General features: G+C 71.6%; 23 protein-coding genes. 13 read left to right on the top strand and 10 right to left on the bottom strand.

Translation table 11 applies throughout. From position 1 onward, the window contains the following. Position 1 precedes the first annotated feature (1 nt). From ACL00U_RS01290 to ACL00U_RS01315, 6 genes are all read right to left on the bottom strand, one after another. Positions 2-340 (bottom strand): hypothetical protein, encoded by a 339-nt coding sequence (locus ACL00U_RS01290; protein WP_052481860.1) that lies wholly within the window; start codon positions 338-340, stop codon positions 2-4. Continuing rightward, on the bottom strand, positions 337-918 hold the full coding sequence (locus ACL00U_RS01295) for a Na+/H+ antiporter subunit E (RefSeq protein WP_017887555.1): 582 nt from the start codon (positions 916-918) through the stop codon (positions 337-339). Before ACL00U_RS01295 ends, ACL00U_RS01290 begins: the two co-directional genes overlap by 4 nt. After that, positions 915-2606, bottom strand: coding sequence for a Na+/H+ antiporter subunit D (locus ACL00U_RS01300; RefSeq protein ID WP_017887554.1), 1692 nt, complete (start codon positions 2604-2606; stop codon positions 915-917). The genes ACL00U_RS01295 and ACL00U_RS01300 overlap by 4 nt, the downstream gene beginning before the upstream one ends. Next, positions 2603-3013 (bottom strand): Na(+)/H(+) antiporter subunit C, encoded by a 411-nt coding sequence (locus ACL00U_RS01305; RefSeq protein ID WP_017887553.1) that lies wholly within the window; start codon positions 3011-3013, stop codon positions 2603-2605. The genes ACL00U_RS01300 and ACL00U_RS01305 overlap by 4 nt, the downstream gene beginning before the upstream one ends. Next, positions 3010-5922 (bottom strand): Na+/H+ antiporter subunit A, encoded by a 2913-nt coding sequence (locus ACL00U_RS01310; RefSeq protein WP_412873731.1) that lies wholly within the window; start codon positions 5920-5922, stop codon positions 3010-3012. The genes ACL00U_RS01305 and ACL00U_RS01310 overlap by 4 nt, the downstream gene beginning before the upstream one ends. 101 nt (positions 5923-6023) lie before the next feature. Then, entirely contained in the window at positions 6024-6776 is a 753-nt protein-coding gene (locus ACL00U_RS01315) for an SDR family NAD(P)-dependent oxidoreductase (protein ID WP_412873732.1), read from the bottom strand. Positions 6777-6821: 45 nt separating this feature from the next. On the opposite strand from ACL00U_RS01315, the gene ACL00U_RS01320 reads away from it, so the two are divergent. The 6 genes from ACL00U_RS01320 (at position 6822) to ACL00U_RS01345 (ending at position 11962) form a co-directional block, all read left to right on the top strand. Then, positions 6822-7544, top strand: a complete 723-nt coding sequence (locus ACL00U_RS01320; protein ID WP_071251761.1) for an SDR family oxidoreductase — start codon at positions 6822-6824, stop codon at positions 7542-7544. Beyond that, the gene (locus ACL00U_RS01325) at positions 7541-8200 is read left to right on the top strand and encodes a FadR/GntR family transcriptional regulator (protein ID WP_140449187.1); all 660 of its coding nucleotides are present in this window, start codon (positions 7541-7543) and stop codon (positions 8198-8200) included. Before ACL00U_RS01320 ends, ACL00U_RS01325 begins: the two co-directional genes overlap by 4 nt. A gap of 68 nt (positions 8201-8268) precedes the next feature. Then, positions 8269-8889, top strand: a complete 621-nt coding sequence (locus ACL00U_RS01330) for a DedA family protein (protein ID WP_042539863.1) — start codon at positions 8269-8271, stop codon at positions 8887-8889. Positions 8890-8899: 10 nt separating this feature from the next. Further along, positions 8900-9796, top strand: a complete 897-nt coding sequence (locus tag ACL00U_RS01335) for an SMP-30/gluconolactonase/LRE family protein (RefSeq protein ID WP_140449188.1) — start codon at positions 8900-8902, stop codon at positions 9794-9796. A 7-nt stretch (positions 9797-9803) separates the two neighbouring features. Beyond that, positions 9804-10955 (top strand): 23S rRNA (uracil(747)-C(5))-methyltransferase RlmC, encoded by a 1152-nt coding sequence (rlmC, locus tag ACL00U_RS01340; protein WP_412873733.1) that lies wholly within the window; start codon positions 9804-9806, stop codon positions 10953-10955. 302 nt (positions 10956-11257) lie between these two features. Further along, on the top strand, positions 11258-11962 hold the full coding sequence (locus tag ACL00U_RS01345) for a transglycosylase family protein (RefSeq protein WP_140449189.1): 705 nt from the start codon (positions 11258-11260) through the stop codon (positions 11960-11962). Positions 11963-12046: 84 nt separating this feature from the next. On the opposite strand, the gene ACL00U_RS01350 is transcribed toward ACL00U_RS01345, so the two are convergent. Further along, the gene (locus ACL00U_RS01350; protein ID WP_017887544.1) at positions 12047-13090 is read right to left on the bottom strand and encodes an LCP family protein; all 1044 of its coding nucleotides are present in this window, start codon (positions 13088-13090) and stop codon (positions 12047-12049) included. A gap of 80 nt (positions 13091-13170) precedes the next feature. Further along, positions 13171-13578, bottom strand: coding sequence for a MarR family winged helix-turn-helix transcriptional regulator (locus tag ACL00U_RS01355; RefSeq protein WP_017887543.1), 408 nt, complete (start codon positions 13576-13578; stop codon positions 13171-13173). A gap of 76 nt (positions 13579-13654) precedes the next feature. Between ACL00U_RS01355 and ACL00U_RS01360 the strand changes: the two genes are divergently transcribed. The 4 genes from ACL00U_RS01360 (at position 13655) to ACL00U_RS01375 (ending at position 18895) form a co-directional block, all read left to right on the top strand. Then, a complete protein-coding gene (locus tag ACL00U_RS01360) occupies positions 13655-15769 on the top strand; it encodes an MMPL family transporter (RefSeq protein WP_412873734.1) in 2115 nt (704 codons plus the stop codon). Positions 15770-15781: 12 nt separating this feature from the next. Continuing rightward, entirely contained in the window at positions 15782-16432 is a 651-nt protein-coding gene (locus tag ACL00U_RS01365; protein WP_017887541.1) for a GntR family transcriptional regulator, read from the top strand. Positions 16433-16577: 145 nt separating this feature from the next. Then, positions 16578-18074: an LCP family protein gene (locus ACL00U_RS01370; protein WP_017887540.1), complete on the top strand. Its 1497-nt coding sequence runs from the start codon at positions 16578-16580 to the stop codon at positions 18072-18074. A gap of 38 nt (positions 18075-18112) precedes the next feature. After that, entirely contained in the window at positions 18113-18895 is a 783-nt protein-coding gene (locus ACL00U_RS01375) for an endonuclease/exonuclease/phosphatase family protein (protein WP_262160685.1), read from the top strand. 30 nt (positions 18896-18925) lie between these two features. Here ACL00U_RS01375 and ACL00U_RS01380 read toward each other — a convergent pair whose 3' ends face one another. Next, on the bottom strand, positions 18926-19675 hold the full coding sequence (locus tag ACL00U_RS01380) for a hypothetical protein (RefSeq protein ID WP_262160683.1): 750 nt from the start codon (positions 19673-19675) through the stop codon (positions 18926-18928). 198 nt (positions 19676-19873) lie between these two features. Here ACL00U_RS01380 and ACL00U_RS01385 point away from each other — a divergent pair, with 198 nt between their 5' ends. Continuing rightward, complete coding sequence (locus ACL00U_RS01385; RefSeq protein WP_042540542.1) at positions 19874-20800, top strand: SDR family oxidoreductase; 927 nt, start codon at positions 19874-19876, stop codon at positions 20798-20800. A gap of 97 nt (positions 20801-20897) precedes the next feature. Here the strand turns inward: ACL00U_RS01385 and ACL00U_RS01390 are convergent, their stop codons facing one another. Then, positions 20898-21215: a hypothetical protein gene (locus ACL00U_RS01390; protein WP_017887536.1), complete on the bottom strand. Its 318-nt coding sequence runs from the start codon at positions 21213-21215 to the stop codon at positions 20898-20900. Between the two features lie 85 nt (positions 21216-21300). Between ACL00U_RS01390 and ACL00U_RS01395 the strand changes: the two genes are divergently transcribed. Together ACL00U_RS01395 and ACL00U_RS01400 are read left to right on the top strand one after the other, a co-directional pair. After that, complete coding sequence (locus ACL00U_RS01395) at positions 21301-21519, top strand: hypothetical protein (RefSeq protein WP_194590973.1); 219 nt, start codon at positions 21301-21303, stop codon at positions 21517-21519. 91 nt (positions 21520-21610) lie between these two features. Then, positions 21611-21805, top strand: coding sequence for a DUF2795 domain-containing protein (locus tag ACL00U_RS01400; RefSeq protein ID WP_027467172.1), 195 nt, complete (start codon positions 21611-21613; stop codon positions 21803-21805). Positions 21806-21886: the final 81 nt, after the last annotated feature.

A 21886-nucleotide genomic window follows, 5' to 3' on the forward strand; every position in this document is an offset into this window, starting at 1 on the left:
ATCACGACTGGTCCTCCTCGGCGCGCTCGGGTGTGGTGGCGGTCAGGCCCTCGTCGGACGGGTCCGCCGAGGGGGTGACGGCCCGGGCGACGGCGACGGTGGCGAACACACTCGTCGCCGAGATCACCACGAGCACGGGGATGCCGGTCAGGTCCTGCCGGATGACCATCGCGGCGGCGATCACCACGAGCACGGTGGTCAGCACCATGTCGGAGCCGATCATGCGGTCGAGGATGGTCGGACCGCGCACGATGCGGAACACCGCGAGGGCGAACGTCGCCCCCAGGAGCACGAGCACCAGCGCGACGGCGACGGCCATCACCACGACGGCGGGGCTCACCGGGTCACCTCCGGCAGCGGCTCGGACAGCTCGGAGACGTCCTGCTTCGACCCGAGTGCACGGATCACCATGGCCTCGATCCGGAGTGCCATCCGGCGTTCGTCGTCGACCTGTTCCAGGCGCTCGGTGTCGAGCACGTGGAGCAGCAGCCGGCGGCGCCGCAGGTCGACGTCGGCGACGTACGACCCGGGCACGAGCGAGACCGCGAGGGTGGCGAGCGTGAAGGTCATCTCGGACGTGGAGTGCAGCTGCACGAGCGTGATCGAGCTGCGCCGCACACCGCGCGGGCGGAACGCGACCCAGGCGACCCGGAACGACGCCACGATGACCAGCCCGGACCACACCACCAGGAACCGCAGCACGTGCACGATCGAGAACCGCGCGGACAACGGGACCGGCGGGAGCGGCAGCGCCTGGGTGACGATGAGCGCCACGACGATGCCGCAGAGCAGGGTCAGCGGGGTCCACGACCCCCAGAGCAGCGCCCACAGCACGGTGAGCCCCGCGACCAGGGGCACGTCGTAGCGCCACGCCAGTGCGATCCGCCTGGCGTTCGAGATGCGGCGGACGTCGGTCATCGCTCACCTCCGAGCACGGCCTGCACGTAGCGGTCGGGTGACTCCAGCGACTCCGCTGCGCGGGTCGCGTAGCCGTAGAGCGGGCCGGCGACGACGGTCAGGGCGACGGACCCGAGCACCGCGACGGTCGTCACACCGACGAGCATGCGCGGCAGGCGCACCTTCTCGGGAGCCTCGCCGACCGCCTCGGTCGCGCCGGTGGTCGGACTGGAGGCGGTGGCCGCGTGCGGTGCGTCGGTGACCGTCACCGAGCCTCCCGGGTGGTACGCCTCGCCCGTCTCCTCGGAGACGGTGAGCGGCGCCGGTTCCGGCGACCGCAGGTGGGCGTGCGGTTCAGCACTCGTCGCGTGCGGGGCGGCGGCCTCGGCCGCCGGCTTCGGCCGCCAGAAGGCGGCGTCCCAGACCCGCATCAGCGCGTACAGGGTGAGCAGCGAGGTGACGACGCCGGCGCCGATGGTGACGTAGGCCATCGGGGAGCCGTCCTCGGCGGCAGCGCGGAACAGGCCGAGCTTGCCGATGAAGCCGGAGAACGGCGGGATGCCACCCAGGTTGAACGCGGGGATCAGGTACAGGGCGGCCAGCAGTGGTGCGGCCTTCAGCAGTCCGCCGAGCGACCGGGTCGAGGTCGTCCCGCCGACGCGTTCCATCAGGCCGGACACCAGGAACAGCGTGGTCTGCACGACGATGTGGTGCACCGTGTAGAACACCGCGGCCGCCGTGCCCGCGACGGTGCCGAGGCCGACGCCCATCACCATGAAGCCGATGTGGCTGATGAGCGTGAAGGACAGCAGTCGTTTCACGTCGGTCTGCGACACCGCGCCGAGCACCCCGACCACCATCGTCAGCGCCGCGACCACCAGCAGCACCTCGTTGAGCTGTGGTCGCGGGAAGATCACCGTCTCGAGCCGGATGATCGCGTAGATGCCGACCTTCGTCAGCAGGCCCGCGAAGACCGCTGTGACCGGTGCCGGGGCCGTCGGGTACGAGTCCGGCAGCCAGAACGCCAGCGGGAACACCGCCGCCTTGATGCCGAACCCGATCAGCAGCATCGTGTGCAGGAGCAGCTGCACGTGCTCCGGCAGGTCGGCGACGCGCTCGCTGATCTGGGCGATGTTCACCGTGCCGGTGGCGCCGTAGACCAGCCCGATGGCGGCGAGGAAGATCGCCGACGCGATCAGGCTCGTGACGATGTACGTCGTGCCCGCCCGGACACGCTGTTCACTGCCGCCCAGCGTGATGAGCACGTAGCTCGCCACCAGCAGCATCTCGAACGCGACGTACAGGTTGAACAGGTCGCCGGCGATGAACGAGTCGAGCACACCCGCCGCGAGCACCAGGTAGGTCGGGTAGAAGATCGTGACCGGGGCGTCCTCGTCGTCGGCGGCCAGGCCCTGCCCGATCGAGAACAGCAGGACGAGCAGCAACACGCTCGCACTGACGGTGAGCAGCAGGGCGCTCAGCCGGTCGACGACGAGCGAGATGCCGTACGGGGCGTCCCAGCCGCCGACCTGCACCACGATCGTGCCGTGCCGGTCGACCAGGACCATGAGCGTGGCGGCGACGGCCAGGGCCACGACGAGCACCACGACGGTGATCGCGCGCTGGAGCTTCTGGTGCCGGAGGAGTCCGAGCGCGACCGCGGCACCGAGCAGCGGGACGAGGACGAGGAGCGGGACGAGCCAGGTCATCGGGTCGCCTCCTGTTCTGCGTCGGTGGTGGTCTCCGGGTCCTCGTCGGCCGGCTCGTCGCGGTCGCGGCCGATGGCGGCGTCGGCCTCGTCGACCTCGACCTCGTCGGCACGGGACAGCTGCCACGACCGGTGGATCAGGGCGAGCAGGAACGCGCTGACGGCGAAGGTGATGACGATCGCGGTCAGGGCGAACGCCTGGGGGAGCGGGTCGGTGATGCCCTCGGCGCTCTTGCCGATCGGCGGGTCGCCCGCGGCACCGGACATCACCAGCAGCAGCAGGTTGAGCGAGTTGCCGAGCAGCAGGAAGCCGAGGAGCATCCGCGTCAGGGAGCGTTCGAGCAGCAGGTAGACGCCGCACGAGAACAGCACCGCCATGGCGATCACGAGGACGAGGGTGACGGTCACGAGGCGCTCCCTTCCGGGGTGGGGGCATCGAGGGTGTCGCCGACGGACTCCTCGGTGGTGTCGCGTGTCGGGGTCGAGGCGTCCTCGAGGCGCTGCCGGTCGACCTCGGCCCCGAGACTGCGGAGGACGTCGAGCACCAGGCCGACGACGACCAGGTACACGCCGATGTCGAAGAACGTTGCGGTGACGAACTCGACGTGGCCGAGGACCGGGACGGTGGCCTCGAAGAACTCGGAGTACAGGGCTTCGCGGCCGAAGAACAGCGGCACGATCGCGGTGATCGCGGCCGTCGCGACCCCCAGGCCGAGCAGGCGACCGGCGCGCACCGGGGCCGCGGCGCCGAGTTCGGCCGGTCCGCCGGCCAGGTAGCGGGCCGCGAGCGCGATGCCGGCGACCAGGCCACCGGCGAACCCGCCACCGGCGGCGTTGTGCCCGGCGAACAGCAGGTAGACCGACAGCACGATCAGGCCGTGGAACAGCAACCGGACGACCACGTCGAGCAGTGCCGAGCGCCCGGTCGGGATCGCGGCGCTCGTCGGCAGCCAGGCGCGGGGCTCACCGTCGGTGCGCTCGCCGTTCGCGGTCAGGGTCTCCGGCAGGTCGCGCAGCCGGGGCAGTGTGTCCTCGCGCGAGTTCACGAAGATCAGGCTCGCGACACCGGTGGCCGCGGCGACCACGACGGTGAGCTCACCGAGGGTGTCCCAGCCGCGCAGGTCGACGAGGGCGACGTTCACCACGTTGAGACCGTGCCCGAACGAGCTCGTCAGCGCGGGAAGGTCCGGCCAGAGGGGACGCGCGGTGCGGGCCGAGGCAGCGACGACGACGACGATCGCGAGCGTCAGCCCCGCCAGCCCGGCGAACAGGGCCCGCACGATGCGGAACCGCGACGGGTTCGTCGTCGCGATGCGCGGGGGCAGTCGGCGCAGGACCAGGACGAAGGCGATCAGGGTGACGGTCTCGACCACGAGCTGCGTCAGGGCGAGGTCGACCGCGCCGTGCAGGACGAACAGCACCGAGAGGCCGTAGCCGGTGACGCCGACCAGGACGGCGGCGGCGAACCGGGTCTTCGCCGTGAGCACCGCGACGCCGGCGATCGACATCACGATCATCACCGGGATCTGGCCCCACGAGTCGGCGAAGCGGACGTGGAACTCCCACGGACCACCGAGCACCAGGTTGGCGAGCGCCCCGGCGACGAACACCGACAGGATCACCGTCAGGTAGTAGGGGAGCGAGCCGCGCTGCAGGCTCGCGGTGAGCCCGGTCGCTCCGCGGTCGAGCAGCCGCATCCCGTGCCGGTACGTGCCCGCGGCGCTCGGGAACCCGGCGAGCCGGTGCTGGATCGCCTCGACCGGTCGGCGCAGGGCGAACAGTGCGAGGCCGCCGACCAGGGTGATCGCGGACAGGCCGAGCGCGGGCTCCAGGCCGTGCCAGAGCGCGAGGTGCGGGACTGCTTCGCCGCCGAGCGCCGCGGTCGTCGCAGCGGGCTCGATGCCGTGCGCGACCACCGGGGTGAGCAGGCCGAGGGCGAGGCCGGTGAGCGCGAGGACCGAGGGGACGACGGCGAGGCCGTGCAGGGCGTGCGGCTCGGTGGTCGCGACGCCGGGCTTCCGGGCGAAGGCGCCCCACAGGAAGCGCAGCGAGTACGCCACGGTGAGCACCGAGCCGACGGTCACGCCGACCAGGGCGAACCACGCCCAGCCGGCGTCGGGGCCGTACAGCGACTCGGTGAAGCCGGTCAGCACGGCTTCCTTCGCGACGAACCCGATCGTGGGCGGGATCCCGGCCATCGACACCAGCGCGAGCACCGCGACGACCGCCAGCCACGGGCGGGCACGGCCGAGCCCGCTGAGCCGACCGAGGTCGCGCGTGCCGGCGACGTGGTCGATCGCACCGACGACCAGGAAGAGCGTGGACTTGAAGGCGGCGTGCGCCACGAGCAGTGCGACCCCGCCGAGGGCGACCGCGGGGGCGCCCCATCCGGCGGCGAGCACCAGGAACCCGAGCTGGGCCACGGTGCCGTAGGCGAGCAGGAGCTTCAGGTCGGTCTGGCGCAGCGCCCGGTACCCGCCGACGAGCATCCCGGCGACACCGAGCAACGTGATGGTCTCGCGCCAGCCGTCGAGCAGCGCGAACGCGGGGGCGAGCCGGGCCACCAGGTAGATGCCGGCCTTCACCATCGCCGCGGCGTGCAGGTACGCGCTGACCGGGGTGGGCGCGGCCATCGCGGCGGGCAGCCAGAAGTGGAACGGCACGATCGCCGACTTCGTCAGTGCTCCGAGCAGCACCAGGACCACCGACACCGAGACGACCGTGCCGCTCGGGGGGTCGGCGACGATCCCGGACAGCGACGTCGTACCCGCTGCGACCGAGAGCATCACGAGACCCGCGAGCATCGCCAGGCCGCCGGCGGTGGTCACCACGAGCGCCTGCATGGCGGCGGCACGGCTGGCGCGCTTCGCGGCGTCGTGCCCGATGAGCAGGTAGGAGAAGACCGTCGTGGCCTCCCACAGGACGAACAGCACGATCACGTCGTCGGCGATCACGAGCCCGTACATCGAGCCGGCGAAGGCGGTCAGGACCCCGGCGAACCGACCGAGCCCGGGTTCGTCCCGCTCGAAGTACGAGGCGCAGTAGACCAGCACCAACGCACCGACGATCGACACCACGAGGGCGAGGACCCACGACAGGGCGTCCATCCGCAGCGTGACGTCGAGGTCGAGCTGGGGGACCCACTGGTGCCGTTCGACGACGCTGCCGTGCAGCGCGGCGTCGGTCTGGGCGATCGTCAGCACCGCGGCGGCGGCAGGGGCGAGGGCTGCGACGAAGAAGACGCGGCGCCCGAGGACGGGGGTCAGTGCGGGGACGATCAGGGCGACGATCGCGAACGCGACGAGGACGAAGACCATCGGGCACCTCCTCGGGGTCGGGCGGCAGTCCGGCTCACTGGGCTCTCACAGCTTACGAAGCGAGCCATGTGGAGAACCTGTGCGGCCGGACAGCAGTCCGCTCAGGTCCGACCGTGCGCGCGGGCGGGGATCTGGGTCGCGAGCTTGCCGCCGGAGACGTCGATCAGGGTGCCCGTGATGTACCCCGAGGCGTCGCTCGCCAGGAAGACGAGCAGGTCGGCGACGTCGTCCGGAGTCTCCCACCGGCGGAGTGACAGCGTGTCCAGCAGACGGTCCTGTGCTTCGGCCGGCATCGTCGCGAAACCGTTCATCGCCGTCGGCACCATGCCGGGTGCGTACGCGTTCACGGTGATCCCCCACGGGCCGAGCTCGGACGCCAGGACCCGGGTGAACGAGACGACCGCGGCCTTCGACGCCGCGTAGGCCGCGCTCCCGACGCTCGGCACGATCGCAGCGAACGACGCGGCGTTGACGATCCGACCGCGCCCGGCCGCCTGCATCACCGGTGCGACGGCCTGGCTCATCAGGAAGGTGCCACCGAGGTTGACGTCCATGCAGCGGCGCCAGGCGTCCCACTGCAGTTCGGCGACCGTGCCCGTGACGTTGATGCCGGCGTTGTTCACCAGGACGTCGATCGTGCCGTGCCGCCCGACGACCTCGTCCACGGCGTCGCGCACGGACTGCGGTTCGGCGACGTTGCACACGACGTGCTCGAGCGGGAAGTCCGGTTCGAAGGCCAGGTCGAGTGCGACGACGCGGCACCCTTCGTCGACGAAACGGTCGGCGAGCGTGCGGCCGATCCCGCGCGCTGCGCCGGTCACGACGACCACGCGGTCGGTCAGGTCGAGGTGCATCGTTGCTCCCGTCGTCGGTGCCTTGAATAGGCATACTATTCGAGCATGACGGATCAGCGTGTGCTCTGGGTCACGGGTGGGGGCAGCGGCATGGGGGCCGCGGGTGCCGAGGCGGCGGCACGGGACGGCTGGACCGTGGTGCTGAGCGGGCGTCGCGCGGACCGACTCGAGCAGGTCGCAGGCGCCATCCGGGCAACCGGCGGGACCGCGGACGTCCTGCCCCTCGACGCGAACGACCCCGCAGCCGTGGCCGCCGCACGTGACGTCGTGCTCGAGCGGCACGGCCGGCTCGACGGACTCCTGCTGGCGGCCGGGCTCAACGCCCCGCGACGCCGGTGGGACGACCAGTCGCTGACCGACTTCCGGGCGATCGTGGACACGAACCTCACCGCGGCCGTCACCGTCGTGGACGCCGCGCTGCCGGCACTCCGCTCGTCCGGCGGTGTCGTGGTCGTCGTGTCCTCGTACGCCGGGTGGTCCTTCCAGCCCGGGGCCGGCGTGGCGTACTCGGCGAGCAAGACCGCGCTCGGATCGGTCGTCCGGAGCCTGAACCAGCAGGAGGCCGAGCACGGCGTGCGTGCCACACACCTGTGCCCGGGCGACGTCGCGACGGACTTCCTGGACCAGCGGCCGGAGGTCCCCGACGCGGCCGCCCGCCAGCGCATGCTCCAGCCGGAGGACGTGGGGCGGACCGTCGCCTTCGTGCTCGGGGCGCCGGCTCACGTCCGCGTGGATGAGCTCGTGCTGTCGCCGGTCTCCCAGCGGTGACGAGCACCTTCGATCGGGTCCTCGACCAGGTCGGTGACGCCGTGGTCTCCGGCACCCTGGCCGCGGGGAGCCGCCGGAGCGTCGACGACATGGTGGCCTGGACGGGTGCCAGTCGCAGCATCGTCCGCGAGGCGGTGCGTGTCCTCGTCGCCCTCGGCCTGCTCACCGCCAGGCGCCGGGTCGGCGTCACCGTCCTCGATGCGGATCGGTGGGACGTCCTGGACCCGCGCGTGGTGCGGTGGCGCCTGCGGGGCCCGGACGGCGACCGGGTCGCGGTCGAACTCCGCGAGCTGCGCGCGGCGGTCGAACCCGCCGCGGCCGCCGCAGCAGCCCGGCGAGCGGCGCTCGACGCCTGTGCGGACCGACGGGAGGCGCTCCGCACTACCGCGGACGAGCTCGCGGCCGCCGCGACCCGCGACGACCGCCCCGACTTCGTGACCGCGGACGTGCGGCTCCACGCGCTCGTGCTCGACCTGTCCGGCAACACGCTGTACCGACGCCTGCACCGGGTCGTGGGCCAGGTCCTGCTGGAACGCGGGAGCATCCGTCCGGACCGGCACGACGTCGGCCTCCACCTCGCGCTCGCCGGTGCCGTGGTGGACGGACGGCCGGACGACGCGGCCGCGGCGATGCGGGCGATCGTCGACCGGACGTGAGCGGCGCACCGCCGACCTGCGAAGATGGAGGCCGGTGCGCTCCCTCCGGTGCCCGTGGAGGGTGAGTCGTGGACGCAGCACAGGACCTGGTCGTCCAGCTCGTCGGCACCCCGTGGGCCTTCCTCGTGGTCGGCCTGGTGCTCGCCGTCGGCAGCGTGGCGGTCTTCCTCCCCAGCCAGGCACTCGTCGTCGCGATCGGCACGCTCCTGGTCGGTGGCGACGGTGGGCTCGTGCCGGTGCTCTTCCTCGTCGTCGCGGCGTCGATCGGCATGGTCCTCGGCGATCTCGGGCTGTACCACCTGGCGCGCTCCGTCGACCTCGGTTCGCGGTCCTGGTTCGCGCGTCCGAAGGTCCGCGCGGCCCGCGACGCCATCGACGGCCGCTACCGCGCCGCTCCCGGGCGCATCGCGGTGCTCGGACGCTTCATCCCGATGGGCCGGTTGACGACGAACCTGGTCGGCGCGGACAGCGGGCTCGACCTCCGGCGCTTCCTGGTCAGCTGCGTGCTCGCCGACGTCGTGTGGGCCGCGTACTGCGTCGGCATCGCCGCGGCCACCGGGCGCTGGAGCCGCGAGCAGCCCTTCCTCGTCACGACCGTCGCCGTCGTGGCGTCGATCCTGCTCGGCTTCGCGATCTCCGCGATCGAGAAGGCCGTTCGACGACGCAGTGAGGCCGCCGCCGCAGCCTGAGGAAAGTAGTGTGGGCACCCCGTTCGAAGGAGAACCCGTGCTGCTCGACGACCTCGTGCCGGACCCCGACGCGCTCGACCGCATCGCCACCGGCAGCACCTGGGCCGAGGGCCCCTGCTGGATCCCGACCACGCGGACGCTGCGGTGGTCCGACATCCCCGGCGACCGGATCCTGCAGTGGCACGCCGACTCCGGGGAGACCTCGGTGTACGCCGACGGTGTCGAGTTCACCAACGGCCGCACGCTCGACCGCGACGGCAGCGTCGTGCAGTGCTCGCACGGCCTGCGCCGGGTGGAGCGTGACCGCGACGGGGTCGTCACACCGATCGTCGACACGTGGAACGGCGTCCGGTTCAACTCCCCGAACGACGTCGTCGTCGCGCGGGACGGCGGTGTCTGGTTCACCGACCCCGCCTACGGCATCACCCAGCCGCGCGAGGGACACCCCGGCGTCCGCGAGTACGGCGACCACTGGGTGTTCCGGTGCGGACCGGCGGGCGAGGACCTGCGGCCCGTGGCGACCGACCTCGACGAGCCGAACGGCCTGGCGTTCGACCCGGACGAGCGGGTGCTGTACATCGCGAGCTCGTCGGGCGACGAGCCGGTCATCCGCGCGTACGACCGCCGGGGCGACCTGCTGAAGAACGGTCGGGTGTTCGCGCGGCTCGAGCCGGGCGAAGGCGCGCCGGACGGCATCCGGGTCGACGTGCACGGCAACGTCTGGTCGTCGTCCCACCGCGGCGTCGTCGTGTTCGACCCGGCCGGGGCACGCATCGGCGAGGTCGCCGTCCCCGAGGTCACGTCGAACCTGTGCTTCGGTGGCGACGACGGCACGACGCTCTTCCTGACGGCGACGACCTCGGTGTACCGGATCGCCACGACGACGCGGGACGCTGCCGTATCCTGACTCGGCCATGCAGTGCGACTACTTCGACCGCGGGGTGTGCCGGTCGTGCATGCTCATGGGCCAGCCCTACGCTGACCAGGTCCTCGACAAGGAACTCCGGACGCGCGAGCTCCTGCACGACGCCGTCGAGGCCGCCGGGGGTCCCGGTGCGGTCTCCTGGTCACCGGCGATCACGAGCCCGGAGTCGGGGTACCGGAACAAGGCGAAGATGGTCGTCGGCGGGTCCGTCGAGCACCCGACCGTCGGCATCCTCGACCACCGGCAGCGCGGGGTCGACCTGCGGCACTGCGGGATCTGCACCCCCGGCATCCGGCACGCGCTGCCCGTCCTGGCCGGGTTCGTCACCACCGCGGGGCTGATCCCGTACGACGTCGCCGCACGCCGCGGTGAGCTGAAGTACGTCCTGGTCACCGAGTCGCCCGACGGCGAGCTGATGATCCGGTTCGTGCTGCGTTCGGAGGGGCAGCTGCCGCGACTCCGACAGCACCTCGACACCCTGCGCGCCGCGCTGCCGAACGCGGTCGTCGTGACCGCCAACCTGCTGCCCGAGCACAAGGCCGTCACCGAGGGCGACCGCGAGGTCGTGCTGACCGAGCAGGAGACCCTGCCGATGCGCCTCGGCGGGATCACGATGCACCTGCGGCCGCAGAGCTTCTTCCAGACGAACACCGGCGTCGCGACCGAGCTGTACGCGCAGGCCTCGACCTGGATCGACGAACTCGATCCCGCGTCGATGTGGGACCTGTACTGCGGCGTCGGCGGGTTCGCGCTGCACGCCGCTCGTCCCGGCCGTGCGGTGACCGGCATCGAGTCGAGCGCCGAGGCGATCCGCTCGGCGAAGCAGTCGGCGCGTGAGGCCGGGCTCGAGGGCGTCCGGTTCGCCGCCGACGACGCCACGGAGCACGCCCTCCGGACCCGTCCGGATGCGGTGCCCGAACTCGTCGTGGTGAACCCGCCGCGTCGCGGGATCGGCGAGCGGTTGTCGACCTGGCTCGAGGAGTCGGACGTGCAGCACGTCGTCTACTCGAGCTGCAACCCGGTGACCCTGGCGAAGGACCTGGCCCGCATGCCGTCGTTCCGGCTCCGACGGGCCCGGGTGCTCGACATGTTCCCGCAGACCGGCCATCTCGAGGCCGTCACGCTCCTGTCGCGGGCGTGATCCGGGCCTCCCGGTCGTCATTGCCAGGGAATTGCCAAGGTGACGTACCCGGGTACGGGTCGATGACCATGGCCATGGGAATCGAGGCGTACAGGTTTCCGCCAGGGGTACATAGCATGAACGGGTAGAACCGTTTGTCTCAGTTTGATAACGGTGAAGAGTTTCCTATGGTTGCCGACCGAGGTGCCGCCGGCCCGATGACCACTGCCCCCGGTGGCGCACCCCACAACTGACCGCGATCGGTCGGGGTGGGCAGTGGATCCCGCAGCAGATGCGGCTCGTGACCCCGGTGGAGCAATCACATGAAGAAGCTTTCCCGTACCCGCACCATCGTCGGCGGCCTGGCGTTCGCCGGCATCGCCGCGACCGGTGTCGGCCTCGCGGCAACCCCCGCGAACGCAGCGTCCGGTTCGACCTGGGACCAGCTCGCGCAGTGCGAGTCCGGCGGCAACTGGGCCATCAACACCGGCAACGGCTACTACGGCGGCCTGCAGTTCAACCTCGGCACCTGGCAGGCGAACGGTGGCGCTGGCAACCCCGCCTCCGCCAGCCGCGAGGCCCAGATCGCCGTCGCCGAGCGCGTCCTCGCCTCGCAGGGCTGGGGTGCCTGGCCCGCATGCTCCGCCCAGCTCGGACTGAGCGGCACCAGCGGTGCGGCTCCCGCAGCGGCCGCTCCGGCGCCCGCGCCGGCTCCTGCTCCGGCCGAGCAGGCCGCCCCGCAGCCGGCGGCTCCGGCTCCGGCCCCCGCCGAGCAGGCTGCGCCGCAGCAGGCCGCGCCGAGCACCACCGAGTCGACGCCGGCCCCGGCAGCGACCGCGCCGAGCAAGCCGGCCCCGGTCAAGACGAGCGGCAAGACGTACACGATCGCCTCGGGTGACACGCTCGACACGATCGCGACGAAGCTCAAGATCGAGGGCGGCTGGAAGCAGCTCTGGGCCGCGAACACGTCGACCATCGACGACGCGAACCTGATCTACTCCGGCCAGGAGCTCCAGCTCCCCGCCTGATCTCTCCGCAGACCGAACACGACGACGCCCCACGACCTCGAGTCGTGGGGCGTCGTCGTGCGCGCGGCGGTGCACGGCGGGCAGCTACTGCGGGTTGTCGGTGAGCCAGCCGGCGACGTCGTCGGAGCGGAGCGCCTGGGACAGCGAGGAGACCTCGAGCCCGTTCAGCGTGACGATCGACTGCCCGTCCGGCGAGGTGCCGGAGCCCGCGGTCGGCACCGTGAAGGTCACCAGGTCGTCTGCTCCGACGCCCCGGAGCGACCAGCCCAGTCCGACCAGTCGTGAGAACGACAGGCCCGCGTCGACCGACAGGTGCTCGCTCGTCGCGGTGACGAAGTCCTGGATGCGCCCGGGGTTCGTGACGGTGTCGCGGGACAGCAGCCCGTCCACGACGCCGCGCATGAACGCCTGCTGGTTGCGGACGCGGGTGTGGTCGGCGTCGGCGAAGGCGTAGCGCTCCCGGACGAAGGCGAGCGCGGCGGCCCCGTCGAGCCGGTTAGCCCCGGTGGTGAAGTCGTGGCCCCGCGCCGAGAACGCCACGGGTGAGTCGACCGTGACGCCGCCGAGGGCATCGGTCATGTCCTCGAACCCGGCGAAGTCGATCTCGGCAACGTGGTCGATCCGGACGTCCAGGAGCTGTTCGACGGTCTGGGTGGTGAGGGCGACCCCGCCCCAGGAGTACGCGGCGTTGATCTTCGCCCGCCCGTGTCCGGGGACCTCGACCCACGAGTCACGCATGATCGACATGAGGTACACGTGCTGTCGATCGGCGGGGACGTGCGCGAGCATCAGCGTGTCCGACCGCCCGCCGAGTTCGGGCCGTGCACCCTCGGGGCCGCCCTGTGCGCGGGCGTCGGACCCGATGAGCAGGATGTTCTCGCCGCCCGTGGCGCTGGGCCGTGCACCGTCGGGGAACGGGTCGGCGATGGTGTCACGACCGGCGTCGAAGCTCCGCGCGAGCCCGCCGACGAAGACACTCGCGACGACGGCGACCACGACGGCGATGCCGACGAGTGAGCCGAGCGTCGCCACCAGGGCGACCAGGAAGGGCCGTCGCCGGCGCGTGCTGCGGATGGCGGTGCGGTGGGCGTGGTCAGCGGCCGCCCGGGCCGCGCGACGTTCGGACATGCGGGGGACTCCTGCGGGTTCGGGTCGGCGAGCAACCGACCCGAGGATCTTATCGCATGTGGTATTTCAAGTACAGCGTTTCAGTCCTGCTGTGGTTTCGCCAGGACCTCGCGAAGCGCGACCCGCAGGGCGGCGTCCTCGGGCAGGACCTCGCGCTCGATGTGCCGCGCGGTCTCCCAGGCCGACCGGCCGGCCGGCGTCACGCGGACCACGCGGCGGCGACGGTCCGCGGCGTGCGGGGTGCGCTCGACCAGGCCGTCGCGCTCCATCCGCTCGAGGGTGCGGGACATCGTCTGCGGCTGGACCCGGGCCGTGCGGGCGATGGTGTCGGCGCCGGTCGGGCCGGTCCTGATGAGGATGTCGATCGCGACCACCGCGGCGTGCGAGAGCCCGATGGCCCGGAGTCGTTCGTCCCAGTCCCGCTCGACGGAGCGTGCGGCCGCGGACAGCAGTCGTCCGAGGGGCCACTGCTCGGTCGTGTCCTCCATGTCGTGATTCTACGGTGAGCGGTGCGCGCGATCGTCAAGTAATCAGCATGCTGACGATCGGTGTACGCTCGCCGACGTGTCCCGCTTCCTCCGCATCGTCCTCCCCGCGCTCGTCATCGTGGTCTGGCTCGGCATCGCCTCGGTCGGCGGTCCGTTCTTCGGCAAGATCTCCGAGGTCTCCACCAACGACCAGACCTCGTTCCTGCCCGCCTCTGCCGACGCCACGAAGGTGCAGGAGCGGTCCTCGGAGTTCCGCGACGAGTCCGGGGCACCCGCGATCATCGTCCTCGAGCGTGACGGGGGACTGACCTCGACCGACCTCGCCGACGCGAAGGCGCTCACCACGACGCTGTCCGACCGCGCGGACGTCGAGGCCGTCAGCCCGGTGATCCCGAGCAAGGACGGCGATGCGGTCGAGATCGTCGCGACGCTCACCCAGGACGCCGCGACCGGCGCCGCGGTCGAGGCCGTCCGGGCCGACGTGGGCGATGCCCTGCCGTCCGGTGTGCGCGGGTACGTCACCGGTCCGGCCGGGTTCACCGCCGACCTGACCGAGGCCTTCGCCGGCATCGACGGGCTGCTGCTCGGGGTGGCGCTCGCCGCGGTCTTCGTGATCCTGATCATCGTCTACCGATCCCCCCTGCTCCCGGTCCTGGTGCTCGGGACCGCCACGTTCGCCCTCTGTGCCTCGATCCTCGTGGTCTGGTGGCTCGCCAAGGCCGACATCGTGACGGTCAACGGGCAGGTGCAGGGGATCCTGTCGATCCTGGTGATCGGTGCCGCGACCGACTACGCGCTCCTGTACACCGCGCGCTTCCGTGAGGCCCTGCGTGACCACCGCACCGGCTGGGACGCGACGAAGGCCGCGCTGCGCGGGAGCCTCGAGCCGATCCTGGCCTCGGGCGGCACGGTGATCGTCGGGGTGCTCTGCCTGCTGCTGTCCGACCTCAACTCGAACAAGGCGCTCGGCCCCGTCGCCGCCATCGGCATCGCGTTCAGCCTGCTCGCCGCCCTGACACTCCTGCCCGCGCTGCTGCTCGCGTTCCGCCGTGCGGCGTTCTGGCCCCTCCGTCCCGTGCACGGCAGCGCCCACCCCGTGCTCACCGGCCCCGACGCCCGTGGTGTCTGGGCACGCGTCGGCCGGCTCGTCGCCCGTCGTTCGCGGGTGGTGTGGATCGTCTGCACGGTCGGACTGCTCGCGATGGGCGCCGGCCTGTTCGGGCTCAAGGCCGACGGTGTGCCGCAGAGCGACCTGATCATCGGGTCGTCCCAGGCACGCGACGGGCAGGACGTGCTGGCCGACCACTTCCCCGGCGGCTCCGGCAGCCCCGCGCAGGTGATCGGCGCCGAGCGGGACCTCGACCAGCTCGTCGACGCGATCACGGCGGTCGACGGGGTCGACGGTGTCGTGGCCGCGGCGAAGGACAGCCCCGCCGGCACCGTCCCGGTGACCGGGGACACCGCAGGCAGCGCCGCGCCGACCGTCTCCCGCGGCGACGTCCTGCTCGAGGCGACCCTGTCGGACGCCGCAGACTCCGACGCCGCCGAGCAGACCGTCCGCGACCTCCGCACCGCCGTCGAACGTGTCGACCCGGGCGCGATCGTCGGTGGCGTCACCGCGACGGCGGTCGACACGAACGACACCGGCATCCGCGACCGCACGCTCATCATCCCCGTGGTGCTCGTCGTGATCCTGCTGATCCTGATGCTCCTGCTCCGCAGCGTCGTCGCACCGCTCGTCCTGATCGGCAGCGTGATCGTCTCGTTCGCGGCGGCCCTCGGTGTCGGTGCCCTCGTCTTCGACCACGTGTTCCACTTCCCGGGCGCCGACCCGAGCGTGCCGCTGTACTCGTTCGTGTTCCTGGTGGCCCTGGGCGTCGACTACAACATCTTCCTCATGACCCGGGTGCGCGAAGAAGCACTGCGCCACGGTCCGCGCGAGGGCGTCCTGCGCGGCCTGGGGGTGACCGGCGGGGTGATCACGTCCGCCGGCGTCGTGCTGGCCGCCACGTTCGCGGCCCTCGGCGTCATCCCGATCCTGTTCCTCGTGCAGATCGCGTTCGTCGTCGCTTTCGGCGTGCTGCTCGACACGATCGTGGTCCGGTCGCTGCTCGTGCCGGCACTGGCGTACGACCTCGGGCACCGGGCCTGGTGGCCCTCGCGCCTCTCGCGCACGCGCCCTGACATGTGACACGCTAGGCCCATGCCAGTTCCCTCGACGCAGCCCGCCGCAGAGCGCAAGCTCCTCCGTGACACGGTGCAGGACAAGATCCGCGACGCCATCATGGACGGCACGCTCGAACCCGGGGAACGGCTCAACGACGACGACCTCATCGCGTGGCTCGGGGTGTCCCGCACGCCGATCCGCGAAGCCCTCGCCGAACTCGCCCGTGCCGGCCTCATCGAGATGGCGCCGAACCGCTACACCCGGGTCGCGGCACCGACGAAGGAAGAACTCCTCGACGCGTACCGCACCCTCGGCGTGATCTACGGCGGCGTCGTGCGGCTCGCGGTGCCCCGGTTCACGGACGCGCAGCGCAAGAAGATCGTGAAGATGCTCGACGACGTGCACGCGCGGGTGAGCGCCGACGAGCAGGACAAGGTCGCGCGCGACGGTGCCGGCATCTACGCGATGTGGGCTGACGCGTGCGGCAACCCGTCGCTCGTGCAGCTCTGCGCGTCGACCACGGACGGGCTCTCCTTCAAGCTCCGCGTGCCGGAGCTCGCCGAGCTCCTGCCGGCCGACGTGATCCTGCCCGAGCTGACGAAGCTCAAGGACGCCGTCGTCGCGAAGGACCCGATCGCCGCCGAGCTCGCCATGGAGGCGATCCACCTGCTCCCGTCGCGCGACTAGCGTCACGAGCGCGACCGGCGACGGACAGGAGGCCCGTGGCAGCACCGCGGACACCGTTCCGTCACTCAGGTGGTGACGGCCACTACGGGGTGACCTTCCAGGCGCATCCCATGTCGTCCGTCCACTCGCCGGTTATGGTTTCCCGGTGAGCAACGAACCCGAGCAGACGACCGAGCCCGCGCGCCGCGGTGCCGCGACGCCGCGCCACGGGCGCCAGAAGCGTCGGGCGGGCGTGGTGTTCCCGGCCGTCGCGGGGGTGCTCACGATGGCCCTCCTGCTGGGCGTCGGGTACGCGGGCTACGCGTACAACCAGCTGTCCGACGGCGTCACGATCGTCAACGCGATCACCGGCAAGAAGGACACCAAGGACGACGTCGACGGCAAGGCGCAGAACATCCTGCTCGTCGGCGACGACCACCGTCCGGACAACGCCACCCCGGAGCAGCTCGCCGAACTCAGCACCCAGGACGACGGCGGTGCGACGAACACCGACACGATGATCGTGCTGCACATCAGCGCCGACGGCAGCCAGGCGACGATGATCTCGTTCCCCCGTGACTCGTACGTCGACATCCCCGACGTCGGCAAGGGCAAGCTCAACAGCGCCTTCTACTACGGCACGCTCAACGGCGGTGGGGACACCGGCGGTGCGAAGATGCTCATCAAGACCATCGAGAACCTGAGCGGCCTGCAGATCGACCACTACGTCCGCGTCTCGCTGCTCGGCTTCTACCAGGTGGTCAAGGAGCTCGGACCGGTCGAGGTCTGCCTGAACCAGGCGACGAACGACCCCTACTCCGGCGTCAACCTGCCCGCGGGCAAGTCCTCGCTGAACGCGAAGGAGGCGCTGTCCTTCGTGCGCCAGCGCCACGGCCTGCCGAACGGCGACCTGGACCGCAACGTGCGCCAGCAGTACTTCCTGTCGCAGGAGGCACGGAAGGTCACGTCTGCCGGTACGCTGCTCAACCCCGTGAAGATGGGCAACATCCTCAAGGCCGTCGGTGGATCGATCCAGACCGACACCGACCTGATCGACCTCGCCTCGCAGATGCGCAACCTGCGGCCCGGCAACATCCAGTCGGCCACGATCCCGACCCTCGGCACCCCGACCATCTACGTGAACGGTTCGCCGCTGTCCATCGTCGAGGTCGACACCGTCGGACTGCCCGCGTTCGTGCAGGGTCTGGTGGGGCAGCCCGAGGCGTACACGAAGGCCCGCCGCGCGCAGCCCGCGAACACCTCGGTCACCGTGCTGAACGGCAGCGGGGTCGAGGGTGCTGCGACCGCGGCCGGCCAGGTCCTGACCGCCCGCGGTTTCCAAGTCCCGCCGGCCGGCTCGTCCGCGACGACGAAGACGACGCAGGTGCAGTACCCCGCCGGCCAGGAGGCGCAGGCGAAGGCCGTCGTGTCCGCGGTCCCCGGCGCCGTCGCCGTCCGCACCGCCAGCGTGACCGGTGTCACCCTGGTGCTCGGCACCGACGGCAAGACCGCGAAGCCGGTCGCGACCGAGCCGAGCGCCGGGGCCTCGACGCCGGCGACCGGCGGCTCGGGCTCGAAGCCGACGAAGAAGCCCGCGAAGGAACCGACGCCCAAGTCGACCGACGTGCACAACTACGGCACCGAGGGCACCTGCATCAACTGATGGGAACCCGCCGGGGGACCGGTCGGTAGGTTCGTGGAGTGACCAGCGCCGCACGCCCGATCGTCCTGATGACCTACAACATCAAGAACCCGGACCCCGCGCACGACTGGCCGGCCCGACTACCGGTCGTGCTCGACGTCATCCGTCGACACGACCCCGACGTGCTGTGCGTGCAAGAGGCCTTCGCCCACCAGATGGACGACCTGCGTGCCGGTCTGCCGGACCACGCCGACGTCGGGCAGGGGCGCGAGGGCGGCGACGCCGGCGAGCACGCGGCCGTCTTCTACCGCCGCGACCGCTTCCGCCCGTCCGACGAGGGGTCGTTCTGGCTGTCGGACACCCCGGACGAGCCCGTCTCGAACACCTGGGGCAGCCTGTACCCGCGGATCGCGAACCACGCCCGGTTCCTCGACGCCGAGGGTCCCGCGTTCACCCTGCTCACCACACACCTGGACCACGAGCCCGGACCGCACGGTGACGAGGTCCGGGGCCGGAGCGCCGCGCTCATCGCCGAACGGTTGGCCGGCACCACCGGGCCGGTCGTGTTCGCCGGGGACTGCAACGAACCCGCGGGCACCGGCACGGCATCGCGGGTGTTCGCCGAAGCCGGGTTCGAAGACGCCTGGCTGGCTGCGGGTGACCTGTCCGACCGCACCGCCACGTTCAACGACTGGCAGCCGCCGGTCGACTCGGCCGAGCGGATCGACTGGGTGCTCACCCGGGGCATCAACGCCGTGGACCGCGTGGTGATCGACCACGACGGCCCCGAGACCTGGTTCGCCAGCGACCACTTCCCGGTGATCACGACCCTGCGGGTCTGAACCGGTTCAGCAGCTGCGCTCTGCTCGCTGTCAGCAGCTGCGCTGCGCGTGGACGGGCATCGGTGAACCGAGCACCGTGACCGTCGTCTCGTTCGTCAGCGCGGAGACCCCGTTGGTCCCGGCATCGTCGGTGCGCTTGCCCGACTCGTGGTCGTCACCGTCGTCGTGGTGCCGGTCCGCCCACCCTTCGCGGAGCAGGAGCTGCCAGGCACGCGAGTCGTCCGTTCCGAAGGAGACGCGCTCGGAGCGGGGCGCGTCGGCGATCTCGTCCCCGATGTCGTCGCCCACCCGGACGCCGTCCGGGCCGGTCAGCTCGATCTGCCTGCCGAAGGTGCTGCGGACCGCGTCGCGCAACACCCGGATCTCGACGGCGTTGCCGGCCGCGGCGTCGGTCGTCAGGGCTGCCACGCGGACGGCGCCGCCCCAGGTGTACGTGGTGCCCGCGGGGAAGCACGCCCCGCCGTCGCCCTCGGCCGTCTGCGTCCGCGACGGGGTGCCGAGCAGCCGGTTCAGCACGCTCACGGTCAGGCCGGAGTCGCGCATCGAGGACTCGACGACGGTGTCGTCGCCGTCCCGGAGCACCAGGGCCTCGGCGTCGAGCTCGATCGAGTCCACACGGCGGAGGTCCGCGTTCGTCACGTGGACCGGAGCGGCGTCGTGCGAGGTCTCGGCAGCGACGGCCACGTCGACGCCGAGCCCGGTGGTGCCGTCGAACGCGAGCGCACCGGCCGAGAAGGCCAGCACGGCGGCGCCGAGCGCCAGCAGGGTCCGAGGAGTCACCGTTCGACGGTACGACCTCGGTCGGGGCAGAACGACAGGTGTTACCGAATCGGGGCCGGCCCGTCACCGGACCGTGACAAACGAGGATCACGCACCTGCGGCCCCGGACCGGAGCGGACGGCGGGCGCAGGCCGCTCCGCGCACCGGGGGACAGCCTCCTGGACGGCCCGCAGCGACCCCCTGCGTACCGTCGGCGGCATGACGGACCAGCAGAACGACCAGACCGGGCCTGACCAGTACGTGATGCAGGACCCCACGAAGATGTACGCCGACAAGAAGCCCGACGAGCAGTACCTCGAGGGTGCCGGCACCGACGCGGAGATGGCGCAGAACGTCCCCGCCGACCACGGTGAGGACACCTACCGGGGCTCGGGTCGTCTGACCGGCCGCAAGGCGCTCGTCACCGGTGGCGACTCCGGCATCGGTGCCGCCGTCGCCATCGCCTACGCCCGTGAGGGTGCGGACGTCGCGATCTCGTACCTGCCCGAGGAGCAGGAGGACGCCGACCGCATCGTCAGCCTGATCGAGGCAGCCGGCCGCAAGGCCGTCGCGCTGCCGGGCGACATCACCTCGCTCCAGGTCTGCGAGCAGCTCGTGGCCGACGCCGTCGAGCAGCTCGGCGGCCTCGACATCCTGGTGAACAACGCCGGCAAGCAGCAGAACGTCGACGACATCACCAAGATCTCCGACGAGGAGTTCGACGAGACCTTCAAGACGAACGCCTACGCGACGTTCCGGATCACGAAGGCAGCCGTGCCGCACCTGCAGCCCGGCTCCACGATCATCAACACGACGTCGATCCAGGCGTACGCTCCGTCGCCGCACCTGGTGCACTACGCGGCCACGAAGGCGACCGTGAACAACATGGCCAAGGGCCTGGCCGCGCAGCTCGCGCCGAAGGGGATCCGCGTGAACGCGGTCGCTCCCGGCCCGATCTGGACGCCGCTGCAGCCGGCCGGCGGCCAGCCGCCCGAGGCGCTGCCGAGCGCGGGCGAGCAGACCTACCTGGGTCGCTGGGGCCAGCCGGCAGAGCTCGCGCCGGCGTACGTGTTCCTGGCGAGCGGTGAGTCGTCGTACGTCGTGGGCGAGACGCTGCACGTCGACGGCGGGATGCCGACGCCGTAGGGCACCTGTTCTGACAGGACCCTGACGGGAGGCGCGGTGCCGGTGGGCACCGCGCCTCCCGTCCTCCGTGTGGTCGGGTCGACGGCGTCTGGTCGCGTCAGCAGGTGACGGAGCGCGCCATCCGCTCGAGGAGCTCGCGCGCGGACATCGCGGCGGCCAGCTCGACCTCGACGGGGTTGATGCCGATCGCCTGCTCGAAGGCGCGGCGCCGGGCCTGGTCGGCGATCGGTACCTCGGGGCGCTGGGGGAGCACCGCGATGGCCCGAGCCGCTGCCTCGAAGGCGCCGACGGGCCGGCCGAGCTGCTCCCACATGGCCCGGACGTCGTGCGCCACCTGGTCGGGATCGCCGCCGAACTCGAACCCGGCGGAGGCCATGGTGGCGAGTCCCTGGGCTGTGGGGTCGTTCGGGGTCATGCCCGCATGGTCGCACGGACGGCCGCGAACCGGCTCGACGTCCGGGTCTGTCCCCCCTTGTGCCGCCACCCGTACCGGGGTGCTGGTGCCCCGGCGTTGTGCGTTCGGCGGCGCCGAGCATCTCATCGCGCTGTACGAGGGGCTGCAGCTGCAGGCCTTGCTGCGTGCCGAGCTCGACCTCGTGGCGGCGTTCGACCGCGCCGTCGCCCGGTTCGAGCGCGGCTGGATGGATCGGTACGAGCCGCAGGCTGCCCGCCGTCTGGCGATGTGGGACGACGACGGCTCGGGCAGCTGGGAACTCTGACCGGCGGTTCGTCCACGGAGCGCGTTCCTTGCGTCGTCGTGCAGCGCACCGCGGGTACCCCGGGTGTCGTAACCCGACGGAAGGAACCGACATGGCAGCACCGAACCCCATCCAGGTCCAGAAGTACCTGAGCGGCATCGACTACCCGGCCTCGAAGGACGACGTGGTCTCCACCGCCGAGCAGGAGGGCGCTCCGGACGACGTCCTCGAGGCGCTCCGCGCGATCCCGGACGGCGAGTACGACGCCCCGACCGCGGTGTCGAGCGCGGTCTCGGACGCCGGCTGACGTCGACCGAGCCCGTTCAGTGAGCAGAAGACGTCGGGTGCGATGACCGCACCCGACGTCTTCTGCTCACCGAGCACACCC

The organism is Curtobacterium poinsettiae (genome assembly GCF_047226435.1).
In the GTDB taxonomy this organism is placed as follows: domain Bacteria; phylum Actinomycetota; class Actinomycetes; order Actinomycetales; family Microbacteriaceae; genus Curtobacterium; species Curtobacterium poinsettiae.

Coding starts and splice junctions, on each gene's coding strand:
- ACL00U_RS01300 (WP_017887554.1), bottom strand. CDS start 2,606: ATGACCTGGCTCGTCCCGCTCCTCGTCCTCGTCCCGCTGCTCGGTGCC.
- ACL00U_RS01320 (WP_071251761.1), top strand. CDS start 6,822: ATGACGGATCAGCGTGTGCTCTGGGTCACGGGTGGGGGCAGCGGCATG.
- ACL00U_RS01310 (WP_412873731.1), bottom strand. CDS start 5,922: ATGGTCTTCGTCCTCGTCGCGTTCGCGATCGTCGCCCTGATCGTCCCC.
- rlmC (WP_412873733.1), top strand. CDS start 9,804: ATGCAGTGCGACTACTTCGACCGCGGGGTGTGCCGGTCGTGCATGCTC.
- ACL00U_RS01355 (WP_017887543.1), bottom strand. CDS start 13,578: ATGGAGGACACGACCGAGCAGTGGCCCCTCGGACGACTGCTGTCCGCG.
- ACL00U_RS01365 (WP_017887541.1), top strand. CDS start 15,782: ATGCCAGTTCCCTCGACGCAGCCCGCCGCAGAGCGCAAGCTCCTCCGT.
- ACL00U_RS01390 (WP_017887536.1), bottom strand. CDS start 21,215: ATGACCCCGAACGACCCCACAGCCCAGGGACTCGCCACCATGGCCTCC.
- ACL00U_RS01345 (WP_140449189.1), top strand. CDS start 11,258: ATGAAGAAGCTTTCCCGTACCCGCACCATCGTCGGCGGCCTGGCGTTC.
- ACL00U_RS01385 (WP_042540542.1), top strand. CDS start 19,874: ATGACGGACCAGCAGAACGACCAGACCGGGCCTGACCAGTACGTGATG.
- ACL00U_RS01315 (WP_412873732.1), bottom strand. CDS start 6,776: ATGCACCTCGACCTGACCGACCGCGTGGTCGTCGTGACCGGCGCAGCG.
- ACL00U_RS01295 (WP_017887555.1), bottom strand. CDS start 918: ATGACCGACGTCCGCCGCATCTCGAACGCCAGGCGGATCGCACTGGCG.
- ACL00U_RS01350 (WP_017887544.1), bottom strand. CDS start 13,090: ATGTCCGAACGTCGCGCGGCCCGGGCGGCCGCTGACCACGCCCACCGC.
- ACL00U_RS01400 (WP_027467172.1), top strand. CDS start 21,611: ATGGCAGCACCGAACCCCATCCAGGTCCAGAAGTACCTGAGCGGCATC.